Annotated in this window: 22 protein-coding genes; 10 read left to right on the forward strand and 12 right to left on the reverse strand. The window is 61.4% G+C overall.

Features of this window, described 5'->3' with window-relative positions; translation table 11 throughout:
- Positions 1-9: 9 nt before the first annotated feature.
- Together FGK64_RS20360 and FGK64_RS20365 are read right to left on the reverse strand one after the other, a co-directional pair.
- Complete coding sequence (locus FGK64_RS20360) at positions 10-1,473, reverse strand: M81 family metallopeptidase (protein ID WP_138865711.1); 1,464 nt, start codon at positions 1,471-1,473, stop codon at positions 10-12.
- Positions 1,470-2,606, reverse strand: coding sequence for an NAD(P)/FAD-dependent oxidoreductase (locus FGK64_RS20365; RefSeq protein WP_171054171.1), 1,137 nt, complete (start codon positions 2,604-2,606; stop codon positions 1,470-1,472). Before FGK64_RS20365 ends, FGK64_RS20360 begins: the two co-directional genes overlap by 4 nt.
- Positions 2,607-3,163: 557 nt before the next feature.
- Here FGK64_RS20365 and FGK64_RS20370 point away from each other — a divergent pair.
- The 4 genes from FGK64_RS20370 (at position 3,164) to FGK64_RS20385 (ending at position 7,069) form a co-directional block, all read left to right on the forward strand.
- The gene (locus FGK64_RS20370; protein ID WP_171054172.1) at positions 3,164-4,201 is read left to right on the forward strand and encodes an ABC transporter substrate-binding protein; all 1,038 of its coding nucleotides are present in this window, start codon (positions 3,164-3,166) and stop codon (positions 4,199-4,201) included.
- Between the two features lie 85 nt (positions 4,202-4,286).
- Positions 4,287-5,435 (forward strand): ABC transporter ATP-binding protein, encoded by a 1,149-nt coding sequence (locus FGK64_RS20375; RefSeq protein WP_171054173.1) that lies wholly within the window; start codon positions 4,287-4,289, stop codon positions 5,433-5,435.
- On the forward strand, positions 5,432-6,268 hold the full coding sequence (locus tag FGK64_RS20380) for an ABC transporter permease (protein WP_138865715.1): 837 nt from the start codon (positions 5,432-5,434) through the stop codon (positions 6,266-6,268). Before FGK64_RS20375 ends, FGK64_RS20380 begins: the two co-directional genes overlap by 4 nt.
- A 3-nt stretch (positions 6,269-6,271) precedes the next feature.
- Positions 6,272-7,069, forward strand: coding sequence for an ABC transporter permease (locus FGK64_RS20385; protein WP_138865716.1), 798 nt, complete (start codon positions 6,272-6,274; stop codon positions 7,067-7,069).
- Between the two features lie 119 nt (positions 7,070-7,188).
- Here the strand turns inward: FGK64_RS20385 and FGK64_RS20390 are convergent, their stop codons facing one another.
- The 5 genes from FGK64_RS20390 to FGK64_RS20410 all read right to left on the reverse strand — a co-directional run bounded on the left by FGK64_RS20390 (position 7,189) and on the right by FGK64_RS20410 (position 12,373).
- Complete coding sequence (locus FGK64_RS20390) at positions 7,189-8,484, reverse strand: NAD(P)/FAD-dependent oxidoreductase (RefSeq protein WP_138865717.1); 1,296 nt, start codon at positions 8,482-8,484, stop codon at positions 7,189-7,191.
- Positions 8,484-9,257, reverse strand: a complete 774-nt coding sequence (locus tag FGK64_RS20395) for an ABC transporter permease (protein ID WP_138865718.1) — start codon at positions 9,255-9,257, stop codon at positions 8,484-8,486. The genes FGK64_RS20390 and FGK64_RS20395 overlap by 1 nt, the downstream gene beginning before the upstream one ends.
- Complete coding sequence (locus tag FGK64_RS20400) at positions 9,257-10,045, reverse strand: ABC transporter permease (protein WP_210236602.1); 789 nt, start codon at positions 10,043-10,045, stop codon at positions 9,257-9,259. Before FGK64_RS20400 ends, FGK64_RS20395 begins: the two co-directional genes overlap by 1 nt.
- 140 nt (positions 10,046-10,185) lie before the next feature.
- Complete coding sequence (locus FGK64_RS20405; RefSeq protein WP_138865720.1) at positions 10,186-11,244, reverse strand: extracellular solute-binding protein; 1,059 nt, start codon at positions 11,242-11,244, stop codon at positions 10,186-10,188.
- Between the two features lie 34 nt (positions 11,245-11,278).
- A complete protein-coding gene (locus FGK64_RS20410; RefSeq protein WP_246057843.1) occupies positions 11,279-12,373 on the reverse strand; it encodes an ABC transporter ATP-binding protein in 1,095 nt (364 codons plus the stop codon).
- 310 nt (positions 12,374-12,683) lie between these two features.
- On the opposite strand from FGK64_RS20410, the gene FGK64_RS20415 reads away from it, so the two are divergent.
- From FGK64_RS20415 to FGK64_RS20435, 5 genes are all read left to right on the forward strand, one after another.
- On the forward strand, positions 12,684-14,285 hold the full coding sequence (locus FGK64_RS20415) for an AMP-binding protein (protein WP_138865722.1): 1,602 nt from the start codon (positions 12,684-12,686) through the stop codon (positions 14,283-14,285).
- A 9-nt stretch (positions 14,286-14,294) separates the two neighbouring features.
- A complete protein-coding gene (locus FGK64_RS20420; RefSeq protein WP_138865723.1) occupies positions 14,295-15,143 on the forward strand; it encodes an amidohydrolase family protein in 849 nt (282 codons plus the stop codon).
- A gap of 67 nt (positions 15,144-15,210) precedes the next feature.
- A complete protein-coding gene (locus tag FGK64_RS20425; RefSeq protein ID WP_138865724.1) occupies positions 15,211-16,644 on the forward strand; it encodes an amidase in 1,434 nt (477 codons plus the stop codon).
- Between the two features lie 72 nt (positions 16,645-16,716).
- Positions 16,717-17,673, forward strand: a complete 957-nt coding sequence (locus FGK64_RS20430; protein WP_138865725.1) for a LysR substrate-binding domain-containing protein — start codon at positions 16,717-16,719, stop codon at positions 17,671-17,673.
- A gap of 157 nt (positions 17,674-17,830) precedes the next feature.
- Positions 17,831-18,508, forward strand: coding sequence for a GntR family transcriptional regulator (locus FGK64_RS20435; RefSeq protein WP_138865726.1), 678 nt, complete (start codon positions 17,831-17,833; stop codon positions 18,506-18,508).
- A gap of 3 nt (positions 18,509-18,511) precedes the next feature.
- Here FGK64_RS20435 and FGK64_RS20440 read toward each other — a convergent pair whose 3' ends face one another.
- Genes FGK64_RS20440 through FGK64_RS20450 form a run of 3 tightly spaced genes read right to left on the reverse strand, consistent with a single transcriptional unit; the run spans position 18,512 to position 22,399 of the window.
- Positions 18,512-19,909, reverse strand: coding sequence for an MmgE/PrpD family protein (locus FGK64_RS20440; protein WP_138865727.1), 1,398 nt, complete (start codon positions 19,907-19,909; stop codon positions 18,512-18,514).
- 3 nt (positions 19,910-19,912) lie between these two features.
- Positions 19,913-20,893 (reverse strand): NAD-dependent epimerase/dehydratase family protein, encoded by a 981-nt coding sequence (locus FGK64_RS20445; protein WP_138865728.1) that lies wholly within the window; start codon positions 20,891-20,893, stop codon positions 19,913-19,915.
- Positions 20,894-20,926: 33 nt separating this feature from the next.
- A complete protein-coding gene (locus tag FGK64_RS20450; protein WP_210236603.1) occupies positions 20,927-22,399 on the reverse strand; it encodes an aldehyde dehydrogenase in 1,473 nt (490 codons plus the stop codon).
- A gap of 150 nt (positions 22,400-22,549) precedes the next feature.
- Between FGK64_RS20450 and tcuA the strand changes: the two genes are divergently transcribed.
- On the forward strand, positions 22,550-24,058 hold the full coding sequence (tcuA, locus tag FGK64_RS20455) for an FAD-dependent tricarballylate dehydrogenase TcuA (RefSeq protein WP_246057844.1): 1,509 nt from the start codon (positions 22,550-22,552) through the stop codon (positions 24,056-24,058).
- Positions 24,059-24,149: 91 nt separating this feature from the next.
- Here the strand turns inward: tcuA and FGK64_RS20460 are convergent, their stop codons facing one another.
- Both FGK64_RS20460 and FGK64_RS20465 read right to left on the reverse strand, forming a co-directional pair.
- Complete coding sequence (locus FGK64_RS20460; RefSeq protein ID WP_138865731.1) at positions 24,150-25,286, reverse strand: 2-methylaconitate cis-trans isomerase PrpF family protein; 1,137 nt, start codon at positions 25,284-25,286, stop codon at positions 24,150-24,152.
- A 6-nt stretch (positions 25,287-25,292) separates the two neighbouring features.
- Complete coding sequence (locus tag FGK64_RS20465) at positions 25,293-26,198, reverse strand: isocitrate lyase/PEP mutase family protein (RefSeq protein ID WP_138865732.1); 906 nt, start codon at positions 26,196-26,198, stop codon at positions 25,293-25,295.
- Between the last annotated feature and the right edge of the window lie 19 nt (positions 26,199-26,217).

Below are 26,217 nucleotides of genomic sequence, written 5' to 3' on the forward strand. Positions count from 1 at the left end.
CTGACCGCTCTAACCCCGCGCCGGATTTTCCGTCAGCGGCCAGTAATTTCCATCGCGGTGGCGATATGGATTTTCTGGCCCTTCGAACTGCACGGCCGTTGGCGAGCGCGCATAAAGTATCTCCCCCGCCACGGGGGCAAAACCCGCATGAAAATGCTGGGTGGATTTCACCACGACAATCGGCACGTCTTTCAGATCTACGCCAAGCTGCGTGAAGGCATCGGGGTGGAACGTCTGAACGCGCCGTTCGATCAGCACGATGCGAATGCCGCCATCGGTTTCAACCACCGCGGCCCGACCGCAAGACATCTTCTGGCCCGCCACCGTGGTTTGCGGCAGATCATCGACGACAGCCCGCACCGTGACATCAAGATCAAGCGGCGGACCAGAGCGCGCGCTGAATTTGCCCCCGATCCGCAGGTTCAGGTTTGCGCCCTTGCCTGCCCCGACGCAGGTGGACACGGCCATGGGATCGAACAGCAGACCGACCACCGCGCCTTTTGCATCGGCGTCGATCAGCGCGCTAATCAGGTATGTGCTGTCGGCCCCTGCCCCGACGCCGGGATTGTCAGCGACATCGGCGATGATGACCGGACCGCGCGGGGCGGCCTGTGCGGCGGCGACAGCTTCGGCTTCGTTCATCATGGGGGTGCGGGTTTCGTTGCGCATGTCCCAGACCTCGGTAGCTAACGTATCGGCCAACGCCTGCGCAGCTTCGGCGTTGCCATCGGTGTAGACCAACGTTCGCGACCCAAGCTCGGGCATGTCGCCAAGCGCGAACCCGTGACAAAAGCTGACAGCCAGGGCTTCGCCGGTGTCCTCCAGTGCCGACATCCGGGCGACGAAATCGCTCATCGGTTTTCGCGTCGTGTGCCAGACCGACAGCATATTGCAGTCGGACGTTGCGCCAACAGGGTAGATCTCGCCCCGTTGCGTCCGTAGCGCCAGCGCCCAAAGGTCTTCGGCCCGCTCGACAGTATCCGTGTGGGGGTATTCCTTGTAGGGAACAATCAGATCGGCGGCCTGCATCATCTTTCTTGTCAGGTGACAATGCAGATCCAATTCGCAGCCGATAACCGCATCGGGGCAGATGTCGCGGATGCCTGCCAGCAGCTCTCCTTCGCAATCGAATTCATCTGCGGCGATCATTGCGCCGTGCAGGTTCAGCAGAACCATGTCGAGAGGCGCGGCGCGGCGCACATCCGCAAGCAGGCGGTCGCGCCACTCTTCCCAGACGTGGGTCAGCGTGGTGCCGCCGGGCTGCGCCGCGGCCATCAGGCCCTCGACCACCTCGATTCCCTCGGCTTCGGCCTGCTTGCGCCACACGTGCAGCGGGGCGGTGAAATGCAGGGGTTCGGATTGCGTGGCGGTGCCATAAAAGACGCCCCCGGCTTCGAAGTCTGACATGGTAGTCGGGATCGGGCTGAAGCTATTGGTCTCGGTCGCAATGCCGCCAATAAACAATCGGGTCATGACAGGCCTTTCCTGAGTTGTTCTGAAAACCGTGAAGGGGAGAGCGCCGCGCCGGTCAGACCGGCCGCCGTCAGATCGGGCGGTATCGTATCGTTTCGCAGGATGGCCGCCGCCACCCGCGACAACGCCGGGGAGGACTGGATGCCATAGCCCCCCTGCCCGGCGTACCAGAAGAAACCATCCGCTTCGGCATCGAAGCCCGCGACCGGGTCTTCATCGGGGAAAAAGCTGCGCAGCCCCGACCAGCTTGCCTTTGGGCGCCTGACCGTCAGCTTGAGCCAGTCTTGCATCCGGTCCACCGCGATCGCGATATCCATATCGTCGGGCCATACCTCGCCCGGGTCAGATGGTGTGGCATCTGAGGGCGACAGAAGAATGCCAGTCGCTTCGGGTTTGACATAAAAGCTGAATTGGGGGTCGGCCAACAGTGGCCATTGTGCCGTCTGGTGGCCGGGGATGTCGAAATGCGCAATCGTGCGCTTGCAGGGCGTCAGGCCGATCGGCGCAAGCCCGGCCAGCTGCGCGACTCTATCCGCAAAGGCCCCCGCCGCATTCACAACGACCGGAGCGGTTATGGCACCCTGTGGCGTTTCAACGATCCAGTCCGGGCCGGAACGCCGTATCTTCTGGACCGGAGCGTTCAAGCGCAGGTCTGCCTGTGACCCCTTCAGATAGGATCGGTGAAGGGCATCGACATCTATGTCCTGTGCTTCGGTGTCCAGCAGACCACAGGTGACACGTTCGGAGATAGGCAGCCCCATCGCCAGAAGATCATCTCGTCCCAGCATCGAAAGGGGCCGCCCGATCTCCAGCCCTTCCTTCAGCGCCGCAACAAGCGTGTCGCGACCGTCTTCTGCCGCCAGACGCAAAACCCCACGGGATGACGTCAGCGGCACCGGGCTGAACCCGTTTGGCGGGGACAACAGGAACGACCGACTGGCAAGGCTGGCCGCGCGGATCATGGGCGCCCCGGCATAGGGCGTCATCAGTGCGGCGGATCGGCCCGTCGCATGGTGTGACGGGCTGTTCTCGGACTCGAGAATGACAACACGGTGCGTGCCCCGAAGCTGCCAGGCCAGGGACGCCCCGGCAATTCCGCCGCCGATGACGATGATGTCGGCGGTTTCGCTCACAACCCTATCCCGACCAGGCGTGACCCGGATTGAGACAACCCATCCCGTCGGCCGCTTTGTGTTACGGGCGAACCCGTGGCAAGAAGATCCTGCGAAATCAGCGCCGGGCGACTCGTCGGCGCCGCATCAAGCGCTGACAGGATATGCAGTTCCGATGATCCCGGACTTGCGAGACAGACATCGACCCGGCATCTGTCCAAGGTTCTGACGGCGACGTCCGCTCGTATCATTCCGAAATCCTGTTTTCTTTGGTGCTTGCTGAACAGTAAGCGGTTTGTGCGGTGTCGGATAATGCAAAGGTATGGCCATGCCATTCCCTAAAGTTATTTGGGTCGCAACCACTCAACTATCTATGTTCATTTACTAAATCCGAACTCTTATTGCTGCGCAGCAGCATGAATGCGGAAAGTAAGCGCCGCACAGCACCAAACATCAAGGACATGCTTTCAAGTTATGAAAACAATCTACTATTGAATTTTACAGGTCGGCATTGGGCCAAGCAGAGTGGAAAGATACCAAGGCCGGCAATAGTCAGGCCGCAACCAATGGGGATTATCATGAACAGCTTTATCAAGGCCGCGACAGTCGGGTTTGTCGCCACGCTCGCCTCGACCGCATCAGCCGAGGTCATCCATGCCACGTGGGGCGGCGGCGGGGCCAGGACGCTCGGCGAATACGTCCAGGTTCCCTTCAGCGAAAAGACCGGAATAGAAACGCGGGTGGCCGAAGTGCCGAACACCGCCGGAGCCGTGCGGTCGCCGACCGCGTCGCAGTATGACGCCGTTACAGTCACCTTTTTCGAAGGCGTGGGCCTGTCGGGAACGGACCTGCTGGAAGGGTTCACCGACGAAGAGATCCCAGAGGTCAAGAACCTTCCGCCCGAAGTCGTCATCCGAAACGACGAAGGCCTGATCGTCGGGATCCCGACGTATTTCGCGTACTATGGTATCGTCTATAACGACGACCTTGCCGATGCAGAGGATTTCACAAGCTGGAAGTCTCTGGCCGACCCCAAATGGAAAGGCAAACTGGCGATCACCCGACCTGTGTATGCCGCCGCCTATGATCTGACGATGTATGCCCATGCGGCTGGCGGCGATGCGTCCAACATCGAACCCGGCCTCGACATTCTGAAGGGCCTGATTTCGAATTCGCTGACCACCTATACCTCGCTTGCGCATATGAACACCTTGCTTGGCACGGGCGAAGTGACAGCCGTTCCTTTCTATTCCACGCGTGTCTGGCATTTGCAGAAAGAAGGCCAGGACAATATCAAGATCGCCATCCCGGACGAAGGCGGCCTGATGCTGGCCTATGCCGTGGTGTCGCCCAAAGGGTCGAAGAACCGTGAAGAGACGGCCCAATACATGAACTACCTTGCCTCGGCCGAAAGCCAGGTGGCGGTGTCGGTTCACGGCGGGGGCATCCCGACAAACAACACGGCGAAACTGCCGCAGGAGTACCTTGATACGCTTGGAACGACGCGCGAAGAGCTTTTGAAAAAGATGTATGTGCCGGATTGGAAGACCGTCTGGGACAATCACGAAGAGCGCATCAACATGGTCGAGCAGATGATGTCAGAAGTCGCGAACTAACGTCGCCTTCTTCTTCCTGAAACTGGCCGGCTCTGGTCCGGCCGGTTTCGAGATTTCCAGAGCCGAGCATGAAATGAACGATAAAATGACACCCCCGACGCGCGATGCCGCAGTTGGTAGCATCCACATCGAAAACGTCTCGAAGTCCTATGGTGACGCGGAAGTCCTGTCGAGCGTTTCGCTGGACATCCCGGCCGGCAGCTTCCTGACACTTCTCGGACCATCAGGATGCGGCAAGACGACCCTGCTGCGCCTGATTGCGGGGTTCATCTCGCCCACGCGCGGTACGATCCGCATTGACGGCCGCGACATGACGCAGGTGCCAACGCAGAAACGCCCCATCGGGATGGTGTTCCAGAACCTTGCCCTGTTTCCGCATTTTTCCGTGTCCGAAAACATCGCCTATGGCCTGAAGCTGCGCAAGACCGATGCAGCCGAGATGCAGCGGAGGGTATCCAAGTTCATCCAACTGGTCGGGCTGGACGGCCTGGGTGACCGACGCATTGCGCAGCTGTCGGGAGGGCAGAAACAACGGGTGGCCCTGGCCCGGTCGCTGGTGCTGGAGCCGTCGATCCTGTTGCTGGACGAACCGCTTTCGGCGCTGGATCTGCAATTGCGGAAACAACTGCAGTTCGCGCTGAAGGACATTCAGAAACAACTGCGCACCACATTTGTTTTCGTCACCCACGATCAGGAAGAGGCGACGATGATCTCGGACCGGATCGTGGTGATGAGCAATGGCCACGTGCAACAGGTCGGTACTCCGCAGGACATTTATTCGGACCCGCAGAACTTGTTCGTGTCAAAGTTCATCGGCGAGGTGAACGAGCTGCCCGGCAAGGTTCTCTCGGTCGGCCAGAACCTGGCTGTTGAAACCGGCGCCGGGTCATTCGAGCTTCCGACAAGCGTGGCGCGGAGATTGGACCCTGTCGCTGGCGACAAGGTCACGATCTGCCTGCGCCCGGAAAAAATCGCGATTGCGGATCCCGCGGCACCCGTCGCGCCCGGCATGGTCAGCGCCGATGCCCGCGTTGTCGATACGCTGGTGATCGGCCCCCTGACTCGTGTGACGCTTGAAGCCCAGGGAACGCGCATGACCTCGGTCCAGATGACCGACGCGCTTGGCCCCCTGCCGTCGGGCGCATCCGTGCGTATCGCCTTTGCGGCCGACGCCGCCCGCGTCTTCGCCCCCCTGACCGCCGATCTGGCAACCGCCTTCGGAGATCAGGCATGAACACGGGCGAAAAACCAACGCTGGCGAAAGGCTTGATGCTGCTGCCGGCGCTGATCGTGCTGGGGCTGTTCTTCACCTCGGTCATCATGCTGTTTTCCAACGCCTTCGTGGACCGCGGCGGGTTTTCCCTGAAGTATTTCGAACAGATACTGGCCAGACCGGATTACCACGTTGTTTTCTATCGCACCGTCATCACCTCGATCATCGTGGCGCTTCTGGCCGTCCTGCTGGCCTACCCGATTGCGCTGCTGCTCTGGCGATCGGAAAAGCATCGCAACATGCTGCTGATCGTCGTGCTTGTGCCGTGGCTTGTCAGCCTGGTGGTGCGGACCTATGGCTGGATCATCCTTCTGGGGCCGAAAGGGTTCGTGAATGCCTTTCTGGGCTGGGTCGGCGTGATCGACACGCCCTTGAAGCTGATGTTCAACGATACCGGGATCATCATCGGCCTGACCCACGTTCTGATCCCCTTCGCGGTGATCTCGATCCTTGCGTCGCTTCTGTCGATCGAAGAAAACCTTGAGGAAGCCTCGCGCGTGCTGGGGGCCGGCCGCTGGCAGACGTTCAAGACGATCGTCTTTCCGCTGTCGCTACCGGGCGTTTTCACCTCGCTCATGGTGATCTACCTCGCCTGCGTCGGCGCAATCGTGACGCCGCTGTTGCTGGGCGGGATCACCGAAAAATTCGTGGGCTCGCAGATTTATCAAGAGGTCATGGCGACGTTCAACATGTCCAAGGCAGCCGCCTGGTCGATCTGTCTGCTGTCGCTCAGCTTTGTGTCCCTCGTGATCCTGAAATTCATCGAACGCCGCGCGCTGCGCGGGCAGGAGTAAACCATGCGCAAGATGACCCCCACGATGAAGATGCTTGGCATTGCGCTGCTGCTGTTTCTTCCTGCGCCGATCTTCATCGTCTTCGGTGCCTCGTTCAATGGATCGGGCTATATCCAGTTCCCGCCGGAAAGCTGGTCTTTGCGCTGGTATGTCGAAGCCTTCACCGATCCGCGATGGGGGCGGGCGGTTCTGACCTCGCTCTGGATTGCGGCGGTGGTCGCGGTTCTGATCACCGCGATCAGCTTTCTGGCGGCCTATTTCACCCTGCGGTACGCGCCGAAAATTTCCGGCTGGCTGGAGCTGGCGATCTTTTCGCCACTGTTCTTTCCGCATGCGTCGATGGGTGTGGCCGCGGTGGCGCTGATGGCCTCGATGGGGGTTGTTGGTACGCCGATCGCGATCATTCTGGCCCATCTGATGGTGACGATCCCCTTTTCCTACCGTCCTATCCATGTCGCGCTGAAATCGGTTGATCCCGATCTGATCCGCGCGGCCGAAGTGATGGGAGCATCCGAACTGCGCGCCCTTTGGGACATCATCCTTCCGATCTGTCGCTCGGGCATCCTGACGTCGCTTCTGTTCACGGGCATCATCTCGTTTGACGAGGTCACCGTGACGATGTTCCTGATCGGGCCAGAGATCACGACCCTGCCAGTACAGATCTTCACCTTCATCCAGGATGACGCCTCGCCCGTGCTGGCCGCGATTTCGACCCTCTCGGTGATCATCACCTTCATCGCGATTCTGCTGCTGGAACGTGTGGCCGGGCTCAGCTTCTTCGTGCAACGTCAATCGAGTTGAGGACGTGCCAGGGCAACTCTGTGTTGCCCTGGCCAGCTCACGGGCGGCCCTTTGCGGCACAGTGATGCGCTGCCCTTTGCCTGCACCGGGTGTTTCACGACAGATCCGGAGTTGGACGCTTAGCGACCGGTGACCTGTTCGATGCGGTCGCGCAATCTGTACCAGCCGGTCATGGCAGGCAGGAACCACGCCTTTTCGCGATAGAACGGCACGGTCGGGAACTTCAGATTCCAGAAGGCCGATTGCTCTTTTCCGGCGATGGCCTGCCCGGCCATGTGGCCAAGGTAGCTTTGCATCGCAACCCCGGATCCGTTGCAGCCAAGCGCATAGACAATGCCGTTGCGTTCGCCCAGGTGCGGCAGCAGATCGAAGGTAAAGGCAATCTGCCCCGACCAGGCATAGCGGATGGGAACGCCTTTGGTTTCCGGGAAAACGCTGTGCAGCCGGGCCGCAAGTTCATCGGCCAACTCGGCGGCGTCACGGATGCGCAGGCTGGCGCGCCCACCAAAGAGGATACGTTTGCGATCCGGCGTGGGCCGGAAATAGCTTAGCAACCGGCGGCTATCCACGGCTGTCCGTCCGTCGGGCAGCAGCGTGTCGATCAGCCCCTCGGGCAGCTCGTCCGTTACGACGATATAGCTGGCCGCCGGAATGACCCGGCGCCGCACCCACGGATTCAGCCTGTCGGAATAGCCGTTGGTCGCGATCAGAACCTTGCCGCAACGGATCGTCGCGCCCGTGGTCGTCACCTTCCAGCCCAAAGCCTCGCGTTCAATGCCGGTTACACGGGTGTTGTCGCACAGGACCGCGCCGCGCTGCGCCGCCATATCGACCAGCCCCTGGACATAGCGTCCCGGATGAAGCTGTCCGGCGCGGTCAATCGTCATGGCGCCGTGATAAAGGTCGGTCCCGATCACCTTGTGCTGTTGGTCGCGGTCGAAAAGCTGCACCCCGTCGCGGCGCATCTTGACCGCTTTGACTTTCATCGTTTCGAAATGCCCCGGCAGGGTTGCGCAGACGACCCGCCCGGATCGACGATACAGCGCCGCGTCCGGCAATTCAGCGGTGCGCCGTTCCACGAAATCGAACGAGGCCGCCGCTTCGCTCTTGAGCTGGTCAAAGACGCCTTCGGGCAGGCTTTGTTCCAGCGGCGACCGGACGTTCGACGCCGACGCCGACTTGCCAAGGTTCACTCCGCTGGAGACATGGCCGGCATTGCGGCTGCTGGCGCCAAAGCCGAAATCCTCGGCTTCTACAACCACCGCTTCGGTTCCGGCGTCGCGCAAGGCGATGGCCGCGTTCAACCCGGTGAACCCACCGCCCACGATCACCACATCCGTGCGTGCGGGGGGGTTGTTTCCAAACCGACGCGGCGGGGCGTCTTCCCACCAATATGGGGTCAGGATCAGGCTCATCAGTCACGCTCCACGAAGAACTGGATGCCGACGACCTTGTCGAGAATGAAGACCATCAGTGACGTGAACAGGACCAGGGCCGCAGACACCGCCGCGATGATCGGGCTGGCGCTTTCCAGTACTTCGGAAAAGACCTGTACCGGCAGGGTCATGACGAAGGGCCCGACAAGGAACATGGTCACCGTCACCTCGTCAAAGGAAATGATGAAGCTGAACAGGAGTGAAGTTACAAGCCCCGGTCGGACCGCTGGAAGCGACACCTGCCAGAAGGTTCTCCACGGGCGCGACCCCAGGCTGGCGGCGGCTTCCTCCAGCGCCGGATCGGCTTTGCGCAGGGCCGCCACGACAGGGCGGTAGGCATAGGGGATCGTCAGGATGCAGTGCACCAGAACCAGCCCGGTAAAGGTGCCCAACCAGCCCAGCCCCGACAAAGTCACGATCATGATGACCCCGATCGCGGCGTGCGGAAAAATGAGCGGGGTCAGCAGGATGGTTTCGTAGGCCGTCCCAAATCGCATCTTGTGGCGCACCACGGCCCATGCGGCGGCAAAGGATGCGGCGGTGCTGACAAACGCCCCGATCAGCGCCAGAAGTGCCGAGGTGCCAAGCACCTTCAGCCAATCGGCAGATCCCAGGAATTCGGCGTACCACTTGAGAGACACACCCTTGATCGGGAATGACAGATACCCGGCCGAGGTGAAGGACGACAAGACGACGATCACGATGGGCAGCGGCAGGAACAGCAGGACGGCGAGCGCGATATACCGGGACATCACAGGGCACCTCCGTCGGACAGGCGCGCGCTCAGCCAGCGTTCCAGAAGCTGGATCGGCAGCACGACGGCCAATGCGGTGACCAGCAGAACCGTCGCCAGCGCGGCGGCCTTGGGGTAGTCAAAGAAATGCATGACTTCCTGGAAAATCTCGGTCCCCAGCATGGTGTCGCCCAGACCGCCAAGCAGCAGCGGGGTCACGATCGCGCCGGTCGCCATCAGGTAGACCAGCGTAATCCCTGTCAGAACGCCGGGCATCGCCAGGGGCAAAAGCACGGTGCGAAAGCTGTGGGCGGGACGCCCCCCAAGGCTCATCGAAGCCTCTTCCAGCGTGCGGGGGATTTGCATCAGAACCGACAGGATCGCGATGATCATGAAGGGCAGCAGCACATGCACCAGCCCAAGGATCACGCCGAAATCGTTGTACATCAGCTTCAATGGCCGTTCGACCACGCCTGTCCAGGTCAGAACCCCGTTGATCAGACCGCGCGGGCCAAGGATCACCACCCAGCCATAGCTGCGCACGACAATCGACACGAGCCACGGAAAGATGATGAGAAGCAGCAGGATGTTCCGGTTGCCCCTGTAGCGCGCCACGTAATAGGCGGTGGGGAACCCCAGCAGCAGGCTGAAGAACGTGGTCATCGCGGCAATCCGCAACGTGCGGCCCAGCATCGCGACATAATCCGAGCGGCTGAAGATCGCTTCGTAATACGTGAAATCCAGCGTGCCATCGACAATCAGCGAAGACCCGATCAGCCGGATCAGGCCATAAACGAAGACAGCCATCAAAAGCCCGGACGGCAAGAGCAACAGGGATATACGAAGGGATCTGGGCACGAAATGCGGCTCCGGTTTGGTAAAAAGCCCTGCCAATGCCCCGGGGCACTGGCAGGGACAGACGACCGGCTGACCCGGTCCGGGGAGGATCAGAGTTCGGCCAGCATCTGGTCGATGGCGGCAACCGTGTCTTTCTGGTGTTCCGCGATATAGCCCCAGTCGGGCTGATAGAGCTTCGCGCGCAGTTCCTGATATCCCATGCCCAGCTTGGCGCGGATATCATCGGTCGCCTCGGCCTGATCGTTTGCCGGGATATAGCCCGACGCCGCCATGCCGCGTTCCTGCGGCGCGGCCGACGCGATATAGTTCAGCCATTCCGCGACCATCTCGCGGTCTTTCACGCCTTTGGGCGCAAAGATCGCGTAGGGCAGCAACAGGGCACCTTCCTCGGGGATGACGATCTTGACGTAATCCACGCCCGCTTCGTTCAGTGACCAGACGCGCACCGAATAGAAGGGCATCGCGGCCACTTCGCCACGCTCCAGCATGGTGTTCTGCTGCGCCAGAGAGTTGGACACGTTCAGCACGTTCTTCGCCATGCCCTTCAGCAGGTCCATCCCACCGCCGGTGTTGTATTCGTCGCCACCTGCCGTCTTGGACAGGATGGTCAGGTCATATGTCGAAAGATAGATCGGCCGGGTCATGCCCAACCGGCCTTCCCATTTCGGATCGGCGACGGATTTCCACGTCTGGAAATCATCGACCGACGCTTCGTTGGTGTTCACCGCGATGCCATAATAGGCGAAATATGGCGTGACCCCGGCGATGCGGCCGTCTTCGGTTTTCAGCCAGAACTTTTCATCGATGTTCTTCATGTTCGGGATTTCGTCGATGCTGAAGGTCTCCAGCATGTCATCCCGCATCATGTTCACACCCTGTACGAAAGTGCCGATCCCGGTGTGATACTGCGGGTTGCCCGCCTGTGCCCGGAACTGCGCTTCGGGATTGGGCAGTTCGACGATGCGCACATCGGTTCCGGTGTCCGCCGTATAGGGTTCGGCGAAGGCCTTGGTCCAGGTGTCCCCGACGCCGCCACCCCAAGAGGCATGCAGGATCTGTCCTGATTGCGCGAAAACTCCGCCTGGCAGCGAAAGCGCTGTCGTTGCGCCCAGGGCGCCGGCAATTGCCTGACGTCTTGTAAACTTCATCTCTAATCCTCCTGATTGGGTTTCTTCGCCCCGGTTAAGCCGGGATCACCGTTACATTTGCGATCGGCCAGCTGAGCCGAACCTGATGGCCCGGTGCAAAGGGATGCCCCTGCCCGGTCTGGAAGGGCGTCTGCGCCAGCATCGGACCGGCGGCGCTGTCCAGCGCATAGGTCACCGTGGCGCCGGAAAAGCTGTGCGACACCACCGTGCCAGTCAGGGCCGGGCATTCGGACGGACCGACGCGCATGTGTTCCGGTCGGATGGATATGGCGACGGTGTCACCAGTATTTGCCGAAAGATCGGCCGGTGCCGGCAGAGTCATCGGCTGATCGACGCCCACAACACGCAGCGTGACATCGCCGCCGGATTTTGCCGTCACCTGACCCTCAAGCAGGTTGGTTTCTCCAACGAACTGCGCGACGAAACGGGTGCGCGGGTGGTGATAGGTTTCAACTGCGGTGCTAAACTGCTCGACCTGACCGGCTTGCATCACGGCGATCCGGTCGGACATCGACAGCGCCTCTTCCTGATCGTGGGTCACAAAAATAAAGGTGATGCCGGTTTCGCGCTGAATGCGCTTCAACTCGACCTGAAGCTGCCGCCGCAGTTTCAAATCCAGCGCCGACAATGGCTCGTCCAGCAGCAGGACGTCTGGCGAGGTCACCAACGACCGGGCAAGGGCGACGCGTTGCCTTTGCCCGCCCGAAATCTGGCCCGTGCGGCGTTTTTCGAACCCGTCCAACCCGACCAGCGACAGGACATCGCGGACTTTGCTGTCCAGACCTTCGGTCCTTTTGCGGGCGCGCAGGCCAAAGGCCACGTTGTCGTAGACGTTCAGATGCGGAAACAGCGCAAGGTTCTGGAATACAAGGCCGATGTCCCGGTCATAGGCGGGCAGCCTGGACATGTCCCTGCCCCGCATCAGGATCCGGCCCGAGGTCGGGGTTTCAAACCCGGCCAGCATGCGCAGCAAGGTCGACTTGCCACAGCCCGAGGGGCCCAGAAGCGTTACGAATTCCCCTTCGACAACATCAAGTGTCACGTCGTTCACGGCGATCGTACCGTCAAAGGATTTGGTGACGGAATCGATCTGCAGGATCGGCTGGTCAGAAGAGGATGTCAGGGGCAATCGGTTGCTCCGGTCTTGGTTGGCAAGGCTATGGAAAGCGTCGAACATGGCTCACTGTGCCGCCGAACCGGGGGGGCAAGTCAAATATCAAGTCAAATGGACATCATTCCAAAACTTCATGTTTTGCGGGCCGGTTCAATTTTTACCAAGGCTCTGAAAGGAAAGAATTTTGGGAAATTCCAAGTTCATAACATCTGGGAATAATTTGCGGGCAATTCGCAATTTGCAGGTCTGCGACAGGGCTGGCTAGGTGGATGCATCCCACGGCGAAATCTCGCCTCCGACTGAGACAGACTGGATCGCATTCACGATGACGCCCGTTCCCCTGACGACCCCTGAGCAAACTCAAAAAGAACGCCACGACGCGATTGAAAACGCTCCGATGCCGCAGTCGATCCCGGCGCTTCTGGATGGTACGGCCCAGATTTGCCCGGACGCCACCTTATGGGAATTCTTCGACGAAGGCACATCGGCCACCTATTCCGAGGTGAGCCGCGACAGCAAGAAGATGGGGGCCTTTCTGGCGGGCGAAGGCATCTGGCGGGGGGACCGGGTGGCGGTGATGTTGCCCAACGTGCCGGACATGCCGCTGGCGTGGCTGGCACTTGCCCGGATTGGCGGCGTCATGGTTCCGGTCAACACGCGTTCGACAGCGCGCGAGTTGGCTTACCAGATCGAGAACTCTGGCGCCCGCCTGCTGCTGATCCACGAAGACCTGGCCGGCATTCTGGATGGCAGCAATCTTGACGTGAAGGTCGTGATTGTCGGAACGGCAGACTGGCAGAAGAAATTCACCCGCTTTCGGGCCGACGAGTGCCCCGCGCCCGAAATCGACCGCGATACGCTAGTCAATCTGCAATACACATCGGGAACGACGGGGCTGCCCAAGGGATGCCGCCTGACGCATCGCTATTGGCTGACCACGGGTATGGTCAACGCGTGGCGGGACGGTCGGCGGTACAAGCGGATCCTCGCGACCACGCCTTTCAGCTATATGGATCCGCAATGGCTGCTTTTGATGGCCATGTATCAGCGGGGCACTCTGGTGGTTGGACGCAAGCAAAGCGCCACCAGGTTCTCGGGCTGGCTGGCGGACCACAAGATCGAGTTCTGCCTGTTCCCCGAAGCGGCCAGCAAACAGCCCCCTGCCCCGCACGACAAACAGAACGTCGTGAAGCGGGCCAACATCTACGGCGTCCGCGCCTCGGCCCACAAGGAGATCGAGGCGCGATACGGTTTCCAGGCCCGCGAAGCCTTTGGCATGACCGAAATCGGCTCGGGCATGTATGTGCCGCTTGAAGCCGAAGACATGGTCGGCAGCGGAACCTGCGGCATCGCCTCTCCATACCGCGAAACCCGTCTGGTCGATGACGCGGGGCAGGAGGTGGCCACCGGGGAAATCGGCGAATTGCTGATCCGCGGGCCCGGGATTTTTCAGGGCTACCACGACAATCCGGAAGCGACGGAGAAGGCGCTTAAAGATGGCTGGTTCCATTCCGGCGACCTGTTTCGCAAAGACGCGCGTGGCTTTCATTACATCGTCGGGCGCAAGAAGGACATGATCCGGCGCTCGGGCGAAAATATCGCCTGCCGCGAGGTCGAAGGCGTGTTGCGCGACATGGACCAGATCGAAGAGGTCGCGCTGGTCCCCGTTCCAGACGACATGCGCGGTGAAGAGGTCAAAGCCTTTATGACACTTCAGAATGGGCACGAAGGCAACGAGGCCCTGATCGACCAGATCGTGGGCTACGCCGAGGGGCGGCTCGCTTCGTTCAAGGTGCCTCGGTACTTTGAATTTATCGCAGAGATGCCGCGCACCCCATCATTCAAGGTCGCAAAAACCGAACTGACGAAAGACCGGCAGGATCAGCGCGTCGGAGCCTTCGACCGCGTCGACCGGGTCTGGCGATAGGAGCCACGCATGATTATCGATTACGGCGCCACTCCGCCGATCCCCGAACTTTCGCTGCCTGACGGTGCCCATCTGGCCAACTACCGCCGGGTCTATGCCACGGCGGAAAAGGCGGCCGACCGCGGGGAAATGGATCTGGAACAATGGTTCGCCGCGGTGGATGACGCGGGCATCGACCTGACCGTCATCAAGGCGCGCGATGTGGAAACCACATTCGGGGGGCGCGTCACCAACGAAGCGGTCGCCAAAGTCGTCGCGGATTATCCGGGGCGATTTCTGGGCTTTGCCGGTATTGATCCGAACAAGGGCATGACGGCGCTGCGCGAGCTGGAATTCGCGGTGAACGAGCTGGGGCTCAAGGGCCTGAACATTCAAGGTTTTGAAAACAAGCTTTCGGTTGATGACCGGCGCATGTACCCGGTTTATGCCAAGTGTATCGAGCTGGATATTCCCGTGAATATTCATGTCGGCACGAACTTCTCGCTCAAATCCTCGCCCGAATTCGGGCGGCCCATGCTGCTCGACAAGGTGCTTTGCGATTTCCCTGAACTGCGGGTCATCGCCTCGCCTCCGGGCTGGCCCTGGGTCGAGGAGCTGCTGGCCGTGGCCTGGCGCCATCCGGGCCTGTCGATCGGGCTGGTTGCGATGCGGCCCAAGTTGCTGGGCGTGGAACATTCGGGCTATGGACCGCTGATGCAATACGGGCGCACGATCCTGAAAGACAGGATGCTGTTCGGGACCGCCTGGCCAATGCTGCCGATGAAACGCGCCATCGACGAGATCCGGGCCCTGCCCATCGACGACGACATTGCCGACAGATGGCTTGGTGAAAACGCGAAGGCGCTTCTGCGGCTTTGACACCAGCGATTGGGGTGCGCCCCAGACCCGTTCGCGCCACTATGACTGGTGAAGAGGAGACCAGACCATGACCGACGACGACCTGTGCCGTATGTCCGCCACCGAAATCCTGCCCCGTCTGAAGACCGGAGAGATCAAGGCCGCTACCCTGATGCGTGCCGTTCTTGACCGTATCGAGCGGCTGGACACCGACACCAACGGCGTTGCCCACGTCGATCCCGAGCTTGCCATGGCCGAGGCTGACGCCCGCGATGCCGCGCTGGCAAACGGGGAAGCCCCCGGCGACCTGCAGGGGGTTCCGGTCACGGCAAAGGATCTTTTGAAAGTCAAAGGCCTGCCGATGGAAATGGCATCATATGCCTTTGAAGGGCAGATCGCCGAGGAAGACGCCGAAGCCATCGCCCGCCTGCGCCGCGCCGGAGCCATCCCGTTTGCGAAAACCGCCACCCCGGAATTCGGGCACAAGGTTCTGACCGACAGTCCGATCAATGGTATCAGCCGCAATCCATGGGACCTGTCGCGCAGCTGCGGCGGGTCGTCCGGCGGGTCCGGCATCGCCGCCTCGATGGGGTTTGGCCCGCTCCATGTGTCTTCGGACGGTGCGGGCTCGGGGCGCATTCCGGCCTCGGCCTGCGGCGTCACCGGCCTGAAACCGACGTGGAGCGCGATCCCCCACGAAACCACGCCCGACGTGTTCGGATCGTTGACCGTGATAGGTGTCATGGCCCGCACCGTGTCGGACCTTGCCTTGGGCTTCAACGCGATGAAGGGCCCCGACCGCCGCGATCCCATGTCGTTTGGCAGCTCGACCGATCCGGTCGCCCTGCCCTCTGATCCGATGTCAGCGCTCAAGGGGCTGCGCATCCGCGTCGTGATGCGCACGGTTAACGATTGGGTCGATCCCGAAGTTGAAGCCGCCGTGCGGAATGCGGTGCAGCAGATGACAGACGCGGGGGCCAGGGATGTCGGCCAGATCGACAATCCGGTTTACGATATCAACAACGCGCTGATCTTCATGCGGGGCTATCAATACGCCCGGTTCGGTCACCTGATGGAAACGCATGGTGACAAGCTGGATCGCACGGCCAGGATGTCGCTGACTTCCAACCCAGAGCTGACGTACGAATCCCTCGCCAAATCGATGAAGGCCCGGACCGACATATTCCACGAGGTCGAGCGGCAGTTCGACGGAGCCGACATCTACATTACGCCCACGATCACCACGCCATCGCTGGCCGCCGATCAGAAACAGGACGAACCGCTGATCGTGGACGGCGTGAACCACGGGATGCTCCGCAAGGCATGGTACCCCTATACGGTGCCGCAGAACGCCTCGGGGCATCCGGCCATGTCTGTGCCGGTGGGCATGTCGTCCACGGGCATTCCGATCGGTATGCAAATCGTCGGACCTTGGCACAGCGAAGAACGGTTGCTTGGCATCGCGGCGGCGATTGAAGCGATGATGCCTTGGGCAGACCGTTGGCCTCCTCTGGCCGTCTGACGGTGGACGGCTTGCCAAGATGTCGTTGCCTGCCAGCGGGTCACCATTAAGGTACCCCAAGGAGGCCCCCTCATGCGCATCACCCATCGCCAGCTAGAGGCGTTCATCCAGTTCATGGAAACCGGCACCGTCACCGCGGCCGCCGATCGGATGCTGGTGACACAACCGGCGATGAGCAAGATGCTCGCCGGGCTGGAAATTGATCTGAAGCTGACCCTGTTCCTGCGAGAGAAACGGCGCCTCATTCCCACGGATGAAGCCCGCCTTCTGTATAACGAAGTACGGCGACTCTTTGCGTCCCTGTCGGATGTCGAACGCTTCGCCGAAGACCTGCGAACCTTTCGGACGGGCGAGCTTCGCATTGTCACCGGCTCGACTCTCGGATTGACGCTTGTGGCGGATTCCCTGTCGCAATTCTGCGCTGAAAACCCGGATGTGGATGTGCTGATGGATATGTCTTCGAACGTCGGCCCGGATCTGCTGTCGGCCAATTGCGACATCGGCTTTTCCGTCACCCAGTTCCAGCACCCATCGTTGAAAATCGAACCGCTGTTCCACGTCAGCTCTGTCTGCGTCATGCACAAGGATCATCCGCTGGCGTCGCGCGAGCGCTTGACGCCCAAGGATCTGGAAGGAGAGGAATTCATCTCTTTCACGCGCGATACGCGGATGCGGCACATTACCGACGGGGTCTTCGAGCAATACCGGGTTGCCCGCAAGATGCGGATCGAGGTCTTTGCCTCGGCCGAAGCGAACGCGCTTGTGTCACGTGGCGTGGGCGTGGCGATTGTCGAGCCCATGGGCGTGCGTCAGAATTTCTGGCCGGATGTGGTTGCGGTTCCCTTCGACCCGTCGATCGAGTTCACCTTTTCGGCCTTCCGGCCCAGAGATCGCATGGCCTCCCCACTGGCGAACCAGTTCATGGCCAAGCTGAGGGCGCAAATCCAGGATCTGCGGGCAGGCCGAAGCTACCTGCCCGAGTGGATGGAGGTTCGGCTGCCGGGGGAAACGCGCCCGGCCGTCACGTGACCTGTTTACAAGTCGATGGGGCTGGATTGCCGCGTCGACAAAATTTGTCAGTCGACTGGGAATGCTTGCCGAGGTCATGGCAGTGGTTTAGTGTCAACATTCAACACCTGCCTCTGTTGCGCAGCAGTCCTTCATCCTACAGGCCGAGAGACCTGACATGCCCAAAATCGAAGCGAAATCACTTGTGGATGCTGTCACCGAGCGGTTGGAAGCCGCGATCATCGGCGGCGAGCTTGCGCCGGGAGAACGGCTGCGTGAGCAGGTGCTTGCCGCCGATTTCGGCATAAGCCGCGGGCCCCTTCGCGAAGCGATCCGTCGGTTGGAAGGTCGCCGTCTGCTGGAGCGCAAAGCCAATATAGGGGTCAGCGTGGTCGAGCTTTCTCCCGGGCGCCTGTCAGAGCTGTTGAGCGTGCGAGAAGCCCTGGAAGGTATGGCCTGCCGTCTTGCGGCCGAACGCATCTCTCCAGTGGAAATCGAAGAACTGCGCGCGATGCTCGGAGATCACGCTTCTCATCAGGAGGTCTTGTCGGGCGAGGGTTATTACCAGCAGAGCGGCGATTTCGATTTTCACTTCCGCATCGCGAAAGCCTCTCAGAACGACTATCTGATCTCGATGATTTCGGGCGATCTGTACGACCTGCTGCGGCTTTACCGTTACAAGTCGTCGACGATGTCAGGCCGGGCGACGGCCGCACTGGCGGAGCATCACGCCATTCTCGACGCGCTGGCGTCGGGTGATCCGGATGCATCCGAAGCGGCCATGCGGACGCACATTCGCAATGCGCGGCTGCATGCGCAGCTGGCCATGGAAAAGGCAGAGGCCGCCGCCGGCTGATCCTTATTCTGCGCGCAACGCCGCCATCAGGTTCGTCACGGGTTCCTGCGCCATGGCCAAAACACGGTCACGGATCGTCATCGCCTGATCGTCCGGCATGGCAAGACCGGTGTTCTGCAAATACTTGTCCGTCGTCTCTGCCAGCGTCATCTTGCGATCGCCCGCGCCGCTGTTGACCGGCACATGGGCCGTCAGTTCCCGACCGTCCGCCATTGTGACCCGGACGCCCCCGGAAAAATACTCGGGGAACAGCGACTGCGGATCGGCATGGCAGCTGCACCTTTGCGCCAGGGCCTGGACCTGCGAATCCGCAAGGGCGGTGTCTGTCAGATCCGACAGACCGAACCGGCCTTTCAGGAGCGTCGATGCGACAACGAAGGGCGCGCTGAACTTGGCTTCGTATTCATTGCGTGCGCGGCGTTTGTGTTCGATCGGTTCGGCGACAATCTTCAGCGTGTCCTGAGGCAGAGCGATGTCGACCGAGGCAATCTCTGCCCCTTCTATCCGAGGGTAGAGCGACAGGGCCGCGTCGGCCGCGCCGTGGATGAAGTGGCAGACCGGATAGGGTTTCAGCGCTGTATCGGCCATCATCCAGGTGTCGCCCAGACCGTCGGACAGGAAGCTGGTATCGACGTCCTTTGCATGTTCGTGCAAGTGCGTGTCGAACAGGCCGAAGCGCCCTTCGAGCGCGCGGGTCGGGCCGACGAACCCGTGCCGGGCCAATGTGGCAGCCGTGATGCCACCAGCCGCAGCCCAACCCGGATGCAGCCGTTTCGTCCAGGCCCCTTCTTCAAGGAACACCTGAACGCCCGATGCAGTGCTGGCGGCAATTCCGAAGGCGTTGACGTGGTCTTTGGCCGTGGCGCCCATCAGCCGGCCGGCGGCGAGCGTGGAGCTGAAATGCGCAAGCACCCCGGTTGCATGGAAACCGGTATGATGAAAGCCGCCTTTCACCGCCGCACCCAGGCGAATGCAAACCTCCATCCCGATGCAGAAGGCGGTCAGCGCGTCCTTGCCGGAAAGGTTTCGGTCTTCGGCGACTGCCAGTACGGCGGGCAACACCGCCGCAGTCGGGTGAACGATCGCCTGAAGATGGGTATCGTCGTAATCCAGCCCATGGATCAGGACCCCGTTGGCCATGGCCGCGTCGCGCGGGGCGGCCCGAAATCCCTGACCGATAATACTGCATCCGGCGCCACCGCTCAGATCCTTCACAGCGGACAGGGTCGGCCCGGCAAACGGGAAGGTGGTTGAAGCGACCGCCAGACCCAAACCATCCAGAATGTGGATCAGCGCGCGATCCAGCACTGTGGCGGGAATCTCCTCGAACCGGGTCCGCGCGGCGAAATCGGCGAGCGCCTGCGACGGGCCGATGCTGGTTTCAACGTCGTGTTTCGTCATGATTTACCCCTGTGCCTGCCGCCATTTGATCAGCCGGGCGATCCCCTCCTCGATCGAGACCTGCGGTGTCCAGCCGATCATCCGACCGATCTTTTCAATCGAGAAATCCAGCTGGCTGGAGGTTGTCACGCGCACCGCGCCTTCCCTGTCACCATACTCTGGCTTGAGGTCAGAGCCGACGATGTCCGCGATGATTTCGAACAGGCGGTTAAGATTGGTGGCCGTTCCGGTGGCGACGTTGAAGGCCTCGGCGGTCACCTCGCTTGTCATCGCCATCAGGTTGGCCCGGGCAACGTCGGCCACGTGGATATAATCGTGCACCTCTGACCCGTCGCCGGGGATCCGCGGACGCTCGCCCCGCATCAGCTTGTCGTAGGTGTCGATGATATACAGCGCGTTCACGCCCCGGTAATGCTGCCGCTCGCCATAGACCGTGGCATAGCGGAGAGACACCGACTGCACGCCGTATTTGTCGGAATAGAGGCGGCCAAGCTGTTCGCCCATGATCTTGGTCGATCCGTAGAGCACGCCCGGGGGCGTCATGGTGTGGAACCGGAAGGGCCGGGTTTCGTCGATCAGCCCCGGCTCCGGATCGCCATAGGTCGCGACGGAAGAGGAGAAGATCACTTTTTTCACACCGCGATAGCGCGCGGCTTCAAGCACGTTGACATGGCCCAGGGCGTTGACCGTGATTCCCAGCTCGGGATTGGCGGCAAAGGGAAGGGTCAGGAAACCGGCGATGGCAAAGATGCCGTCGACACCTTCGAGCGCGTTATACAACTCGCCGACCCGCGTGATGTCGCCGCGGATCAAACGGACCCGGTCATCCTTGAGGATATGTCCGATCATGTCGGTGCTGCCAAGCGAGTAGTTGTCGAACAGGATGACCTCTGTCGCGCCCTGCTCCAGCAACTGTTCCGTCACGTGGGATCCGATGAGGCTGATCCCCCCGGTCACCATGAATTTGCTACCTTTGATCCGCATCTCGTGTCCTCCCAATTCCGTCCGGTTGCCGTGTCAGTTCTTGATCGCGAAGGGGTCTCTGGCTTCGCTTGAATAGTCGATCATCACGTTGCGCGTGGTGGTGAATTCGGCAATTCCGGCTTCACCGCGTTCACGCCCGAAGCCGCTTTCCTTGGTGCCGCCGAACGGGGCCTGCGCCGCGACCATGCGATAGGTGTTCACCCAGACGACGCCGGATTTCATCTGCGGGATCAGACGCATCGCGCGGCTGATATCCTTGGTCCAGATTCCCGAGGCGAGGCCGAAGGGAATGTCGTTGGCCATGGTCACCGCTTCCTCTTCTGTCTCGAACGGGATGATGGTCAGGACAGGGCCGAAGATTTCGGTCTGCGCCACCGCCATGTCGTTCCGGGCGTCGGCGAAGATTGTCGGCTGAACGAACAGGCCCTTGCCCAGACCCTCGCCCGTGGCACGTCCGCCGCCGGCCACCAGCCGCGCTCCGTCGGACTTTGCGGTTTCAATGGACTGCATGATCCGGTCGAACTGGGGCTGGTTCGCCACCGTTCCCATTTCGGATTTGGGATCCAGCGGGTCGCCAAGCCGGATGGCCTTGGCACGGGTTGCCAGCCGATCCACGATATCCTGATATAACCCGCGCTGGACGAACAGCCGCGAGCCCGCCACGCAGGTCTGGCCCGTGGCGCCGAAGATGCCGGCCAAGGCACCAATCGTGGCGGCTTCGGCATCGGCATCGTCGAAAATGATGTTGGGGGATTTCCCGCCAAGTTCCAGCGTCACCGGTTTCAGCAGTTCGCCAGCCATACCTGCGATCTTGCGGCCGACGCCGGGCGAGCCGGTGAAGCTGACCTTTGCGATGGCGGGATGGCGGACCAGTGCTGTACCGGTCTCTGCCCCGCCGGTGACCACGTTGACGACCCCCGCGGGCAACCCCGCCTCGACAAGAAGGTTGCAGAATTCGAGCGTCGAGACGGATGCGTGCTCGGAGGGTTTGACGACGACGGTATTCCCCGCCGCCAGGGCCGCCGGCAACTTGTTGCACAGCAGCGTGATCGGAGAATTCCAGGCGGTGATCAAGCCGACAACGCCATAGGGTTCGCGTGTCGTGTAATCGAATATCGTCGGGTTATCGAGCGGGATGGTGCTTCCGAAAAGTTTGTCGGCATAACCGGCGTAGAACCGGAAAAGCCGCGCGGCGAACAGCATCTGAGAGCTGGTTTCCCGTATGACCTTGCCATTGTCGGTCGATTCGAACACCGCCATGTCATCGGCATGTGCGGTGATCACGTCGGCGATCCGGTTCAGGATTTGTGCCCGCGTCGCGCCATTCGTGGCGGCCCATCCGGGCTGCGCGGCTGCGGCGGCTGCAACGGCATCACCGACTTCGTCGGGACTGGCTTCGCGCAGGCTTGCCCAGGCTTCGCCAGTAAACGGGTTGATCGCGTCGAACTCGGCCCCCTGCCCGGGCTTGGTCCAGTCACCGCCAATAAACAATCCATAGTGCCGCACCGCAATGCTCCTTTCTTCGACACGTGCACCGGTCAGTTCCGGCGACGCCTGCAACATTTGGCCTGATCCGCCTTGACTGTCAACTGTCAACACCTTACGAAAGCTGCAACGAGATTGATGCCGCGCCGCGGCCACAAAGGGAGTGATATCTTGAGCGATTATGACGTAATTGTTGTCGGGGCCGGGAATGCAGCCCTCTGCGCGGCGCTGTCCGCACATGAGAACGGAGCCAGGACGCTGGTGCTGGAACGCGCCCCGGAAGAAGAGCGAGGCGGCAATTCCTATTTCACGGCCGGCGGCTTCCGGTTCGCGCATGAGGGGCTTGAGGATGTGACCGAGGACATCCTGACCGACCTCAGCGAGGAAGAGCGCAACCAGATCATCCTGCCGCCGCACAGCCGTGAATTTTTCATGGACCAGATGCGCGAAGTCACCCGTTACCAGACGGACGAGGATCTTGCCCAGCTGCTGGTCGACCGGTCGCGCATGACCATGGGCTGGCTGCGCAGCCATTCCATCCGGTTCGTTCCGATGTTCGGACGCCAGTCCTATCTTGTGGACGGCAAACACCATTTCTATGGCGGCGTGAATATCGAAGCTGTCGGAGGTGGCGCGGGGCTGGTCGAGGCGGAAATCGCCCGGGCGGAAAAGCTGGGCATCGAAATCCGCTATGGCACGGCGGCCATCGGGCTGCTGCAGTCGCAAGACCGCACGGTGACCGGCGTCAAGGTCCGCACCAAGAACGGCTATGGCGAGATCAGGGGCAAGGCCGTGATCCTTGCCTGTGGCGGATTTGAATCCAACCAGCAGTGGCGGGTGCGCTACCTTGGTGTCGGCTGGGATCTCTGCCGCGTCCGCGGAACACGTCACAATATGGGCGAAGGCATTCAGGCCGCGCTGGACATCGGCGCGAAACCCTATGGCAACTGGTCGTCCTGCCATGCCTGCGAATGGGATATCTCGGCCCCGCCCTATGGCGACAGGTGGGTTCTGGACAACTTCCAGAAACACTCCTACCCGCTTGGCATCATGGTCAACACCGACTGCGAGCGCTTCGTCGACGAAGGGGCCGATTATCGCAACCTGACCTACGCGAAATACGGGCGCGAGATCATGGCGCAGCCGAACCGCACCGCGATCCAGATCTTCGACCAGCAGACGATCCACCGGCTGCGCGACGAATATCGGATCAAGGAAGTGACGAAGGCGACCTCCGACACGATCGAAGGGCTGGCAGAGCAGCTTGACCTTGATCCAGCCAAGCTGGCCAAGACTGTGCAGGCGTATAACGACGCCTGCCAGGGCGGTGAGTACAACCCCTCGATCCTTGACGGGGTTACGACCAAGGGGCTGGCAGTAGAAAAGACGAACTGGGCGTTGCCGATCAACCAGGGCCCCTACGAGGCCTATGTCTGCACCACGGGCATCACGTTTACCTTTGGAGGGTTGCAGATCAACACCAAGGGCGAGGTGCAGGACATGACGGACCAGTCGATCCCCGGCCTGTATGCGGCGGGCGAACTGGTTGGCGGGCTGTTCTACGAAAATTACCCCGGTGGCACCGGCCTGATGTCGGGCTCGGTCTTTGGCAAGCTGGCGGGCGAAAGTGCCGCGGGATATGTTGGCGCATCGGCGAAAGTGGCCGAGCCGGCGGAATAATGTACGAGGCCCGCCAGAGGCGGGCCTTGCCTCTGGCAGGAGTATTTTCGGAATAATGAAAGCAGGGCCCCGGTCGACCGGCCGGGGTTTTTCACGTGCGATAGTGGACCAGACCCGAGAAGAGCTTGCGCGCGGTACGGTAGACACTTCCGCTGACGGCATGGGGCCTGTCGTCGGTTCCAGTGATCCGGGCGTCTACAAGCGTGCTCCCCGAGGGGTGCGAGATGGAGAGAGGGCCGTCGTGCGCCGCGCACAGCGCCGCAGGGATCGTGCCGGGCAGCCGTGCTGCAATAGCAAGGCAGATCGACCCCGTGATGGGCACCGCGCGATGCGGTTGTTCCATCGACAGCATGCGGACCATGATCGACACATCTGACGCCCGCAAGATCGCACCCGACAGCAGGGTGGCATCTGTTGGCGGGGCGACGATGGCGACCTTGGGGAGGCTGGGCATGGCGGCGGCGGATCTCATGTCTGCAGTGAGCCCCATGCGCACGGACCCGGCGCAACGCAGCGCCTCCATCGTTTCGAGAAAACGCGACGTCTTGGCCAGGGTGTCAGGATGTTCTGCCCCGGTCAGCCCAAGGTCACTGGCCGCGACAAAGACGCAGGGATTGGCGGCATCGACAAGGCTGGCATGGATCGTGCGGCCGTTGATTTCAAGCGGGTTCATCGGCGACCCGGTGGGAAGCAATTTCCCGGTTTTGGCGCCGCCGGGTTCAAGGAACTCCAGGCGAACGGGCGCCGCAGACCCGGCGACACCGTCGATCGAGAGATCGCCTTTGGTCTCCAGGAGTCCATTGCGCACCGGGAAGTGGCTGACGATGACTTTGGACGTGTTGGTATTGTGGATCCGGACGTGCGCCATGCCATCTGACGGGCCGACGACATACCCAAGGTCCAGCGCTGCCGGGCCCATGGCGGAAATCATGTTGCCGCAGTTGCCGCCGTAATCGACCGGGCCCGGCCCGACCGGAACCTGCGCGAAGGTGAAATCGACATCCGCATCCGCGCGCGTTGGCGGGCCGATCACGCACACCTTGGAGAGTGACGACAGCCCGCCCCCCATGCCGTCAAGCTGACGACCATTCGGATCGGGCGAGCCCATGACGGCGAGCAGGATCGCATTCCAATCCGTGCGATCCGGCGGCAGATCTTCGATCCGGAACACCACCGCCTTGGAGGTGCCGCCGCGCCAGAAGGCTGCAGGCAGGTCGCGGAGAGTCATGTTGGATCAGGAACCTTCGTAGCGCGCCGAAAGCGTATCAAGCTGTGGCTTGCCGACCAGGCGCTGCCGTTCCGAGAAACTGGCCAACCGATCTGACACCTGCGCCAGTGACCCATGTTCGGCGAGCGAGCCCAGCACCTGCTGCATGGCCAGGACCGACGCCTGAAGCGCCGCATTGGCATAGAGCGCGAAAGCGAACCCGGCGGTCTTGAGTTCGGCGTAGTCAAGCATCGGTGTCTTGCCTCCGATCACGAGGTTGATGATCTGAGGCGCCGGCAGTTCGGCGATCTTGAGGATCTCCTCGCGCGTTTCCGGTGCTTCGACAAAAATCACGTCGGCGCCAGTCTCTATCATCTGTTGCGCCCGGTCCAGCGCCGCATCGAACCCCTGAACCGCGCGCGCATCGGTGCGGGCGACAATCAGCGTGTTTTCGTCCTGTCTGGCATCAAGGCAGGCTTTGAGCTTGCCAAGCATCTCGCCCAGGGGGACCACGCCCTTGCCGGCGAAATGACCGCACTTCTTGGGAAAAACCTGATCCTCGATCTGGATCGCCGCCGCGCCTGCCCTCTCCAGCCGCCGCACCGTGTGATAGGCGTTGAGCGCATTGCCGAAACCGGTATCCATATCCACCAGCAACGGCAGTTCACACACATCCGAGATGCGGGACGTGGCATCGACAAGATCAGAGGCCGTGACCAGCCCGAGATCGGGAAGGCCAAGTGTTGTATTCGTCAGCCCCGCGCCTGTCAGGTAAACCGCGCCGAACCCCAAGTCTTCGATGATCCGCGCGGTCAGGGCGTTGGCCGCGCCCGGCAGAAGAGCGGCATTCCGCTTTGCCACCTGCGCACGGAAAATCCTGCGCCGCTCGGCCGGATCGCTGCTTCGCCCGTGATGTAAGACTGCTTCAGCCATTTCAGTTGTCCTGTCCTGA

It is taken from the genome of Arenibacterium halophilum, from assembly GCF_005938225.1.
In the GTDB taxonomy this organism is placed as follows: domain Bacteria; phylum Pseudomonadota; class Alphaproteobacteria; order Rhodobacterales; family Rhodobacteraceae; genus Arenibacterium; species Arenibacterium halophilum.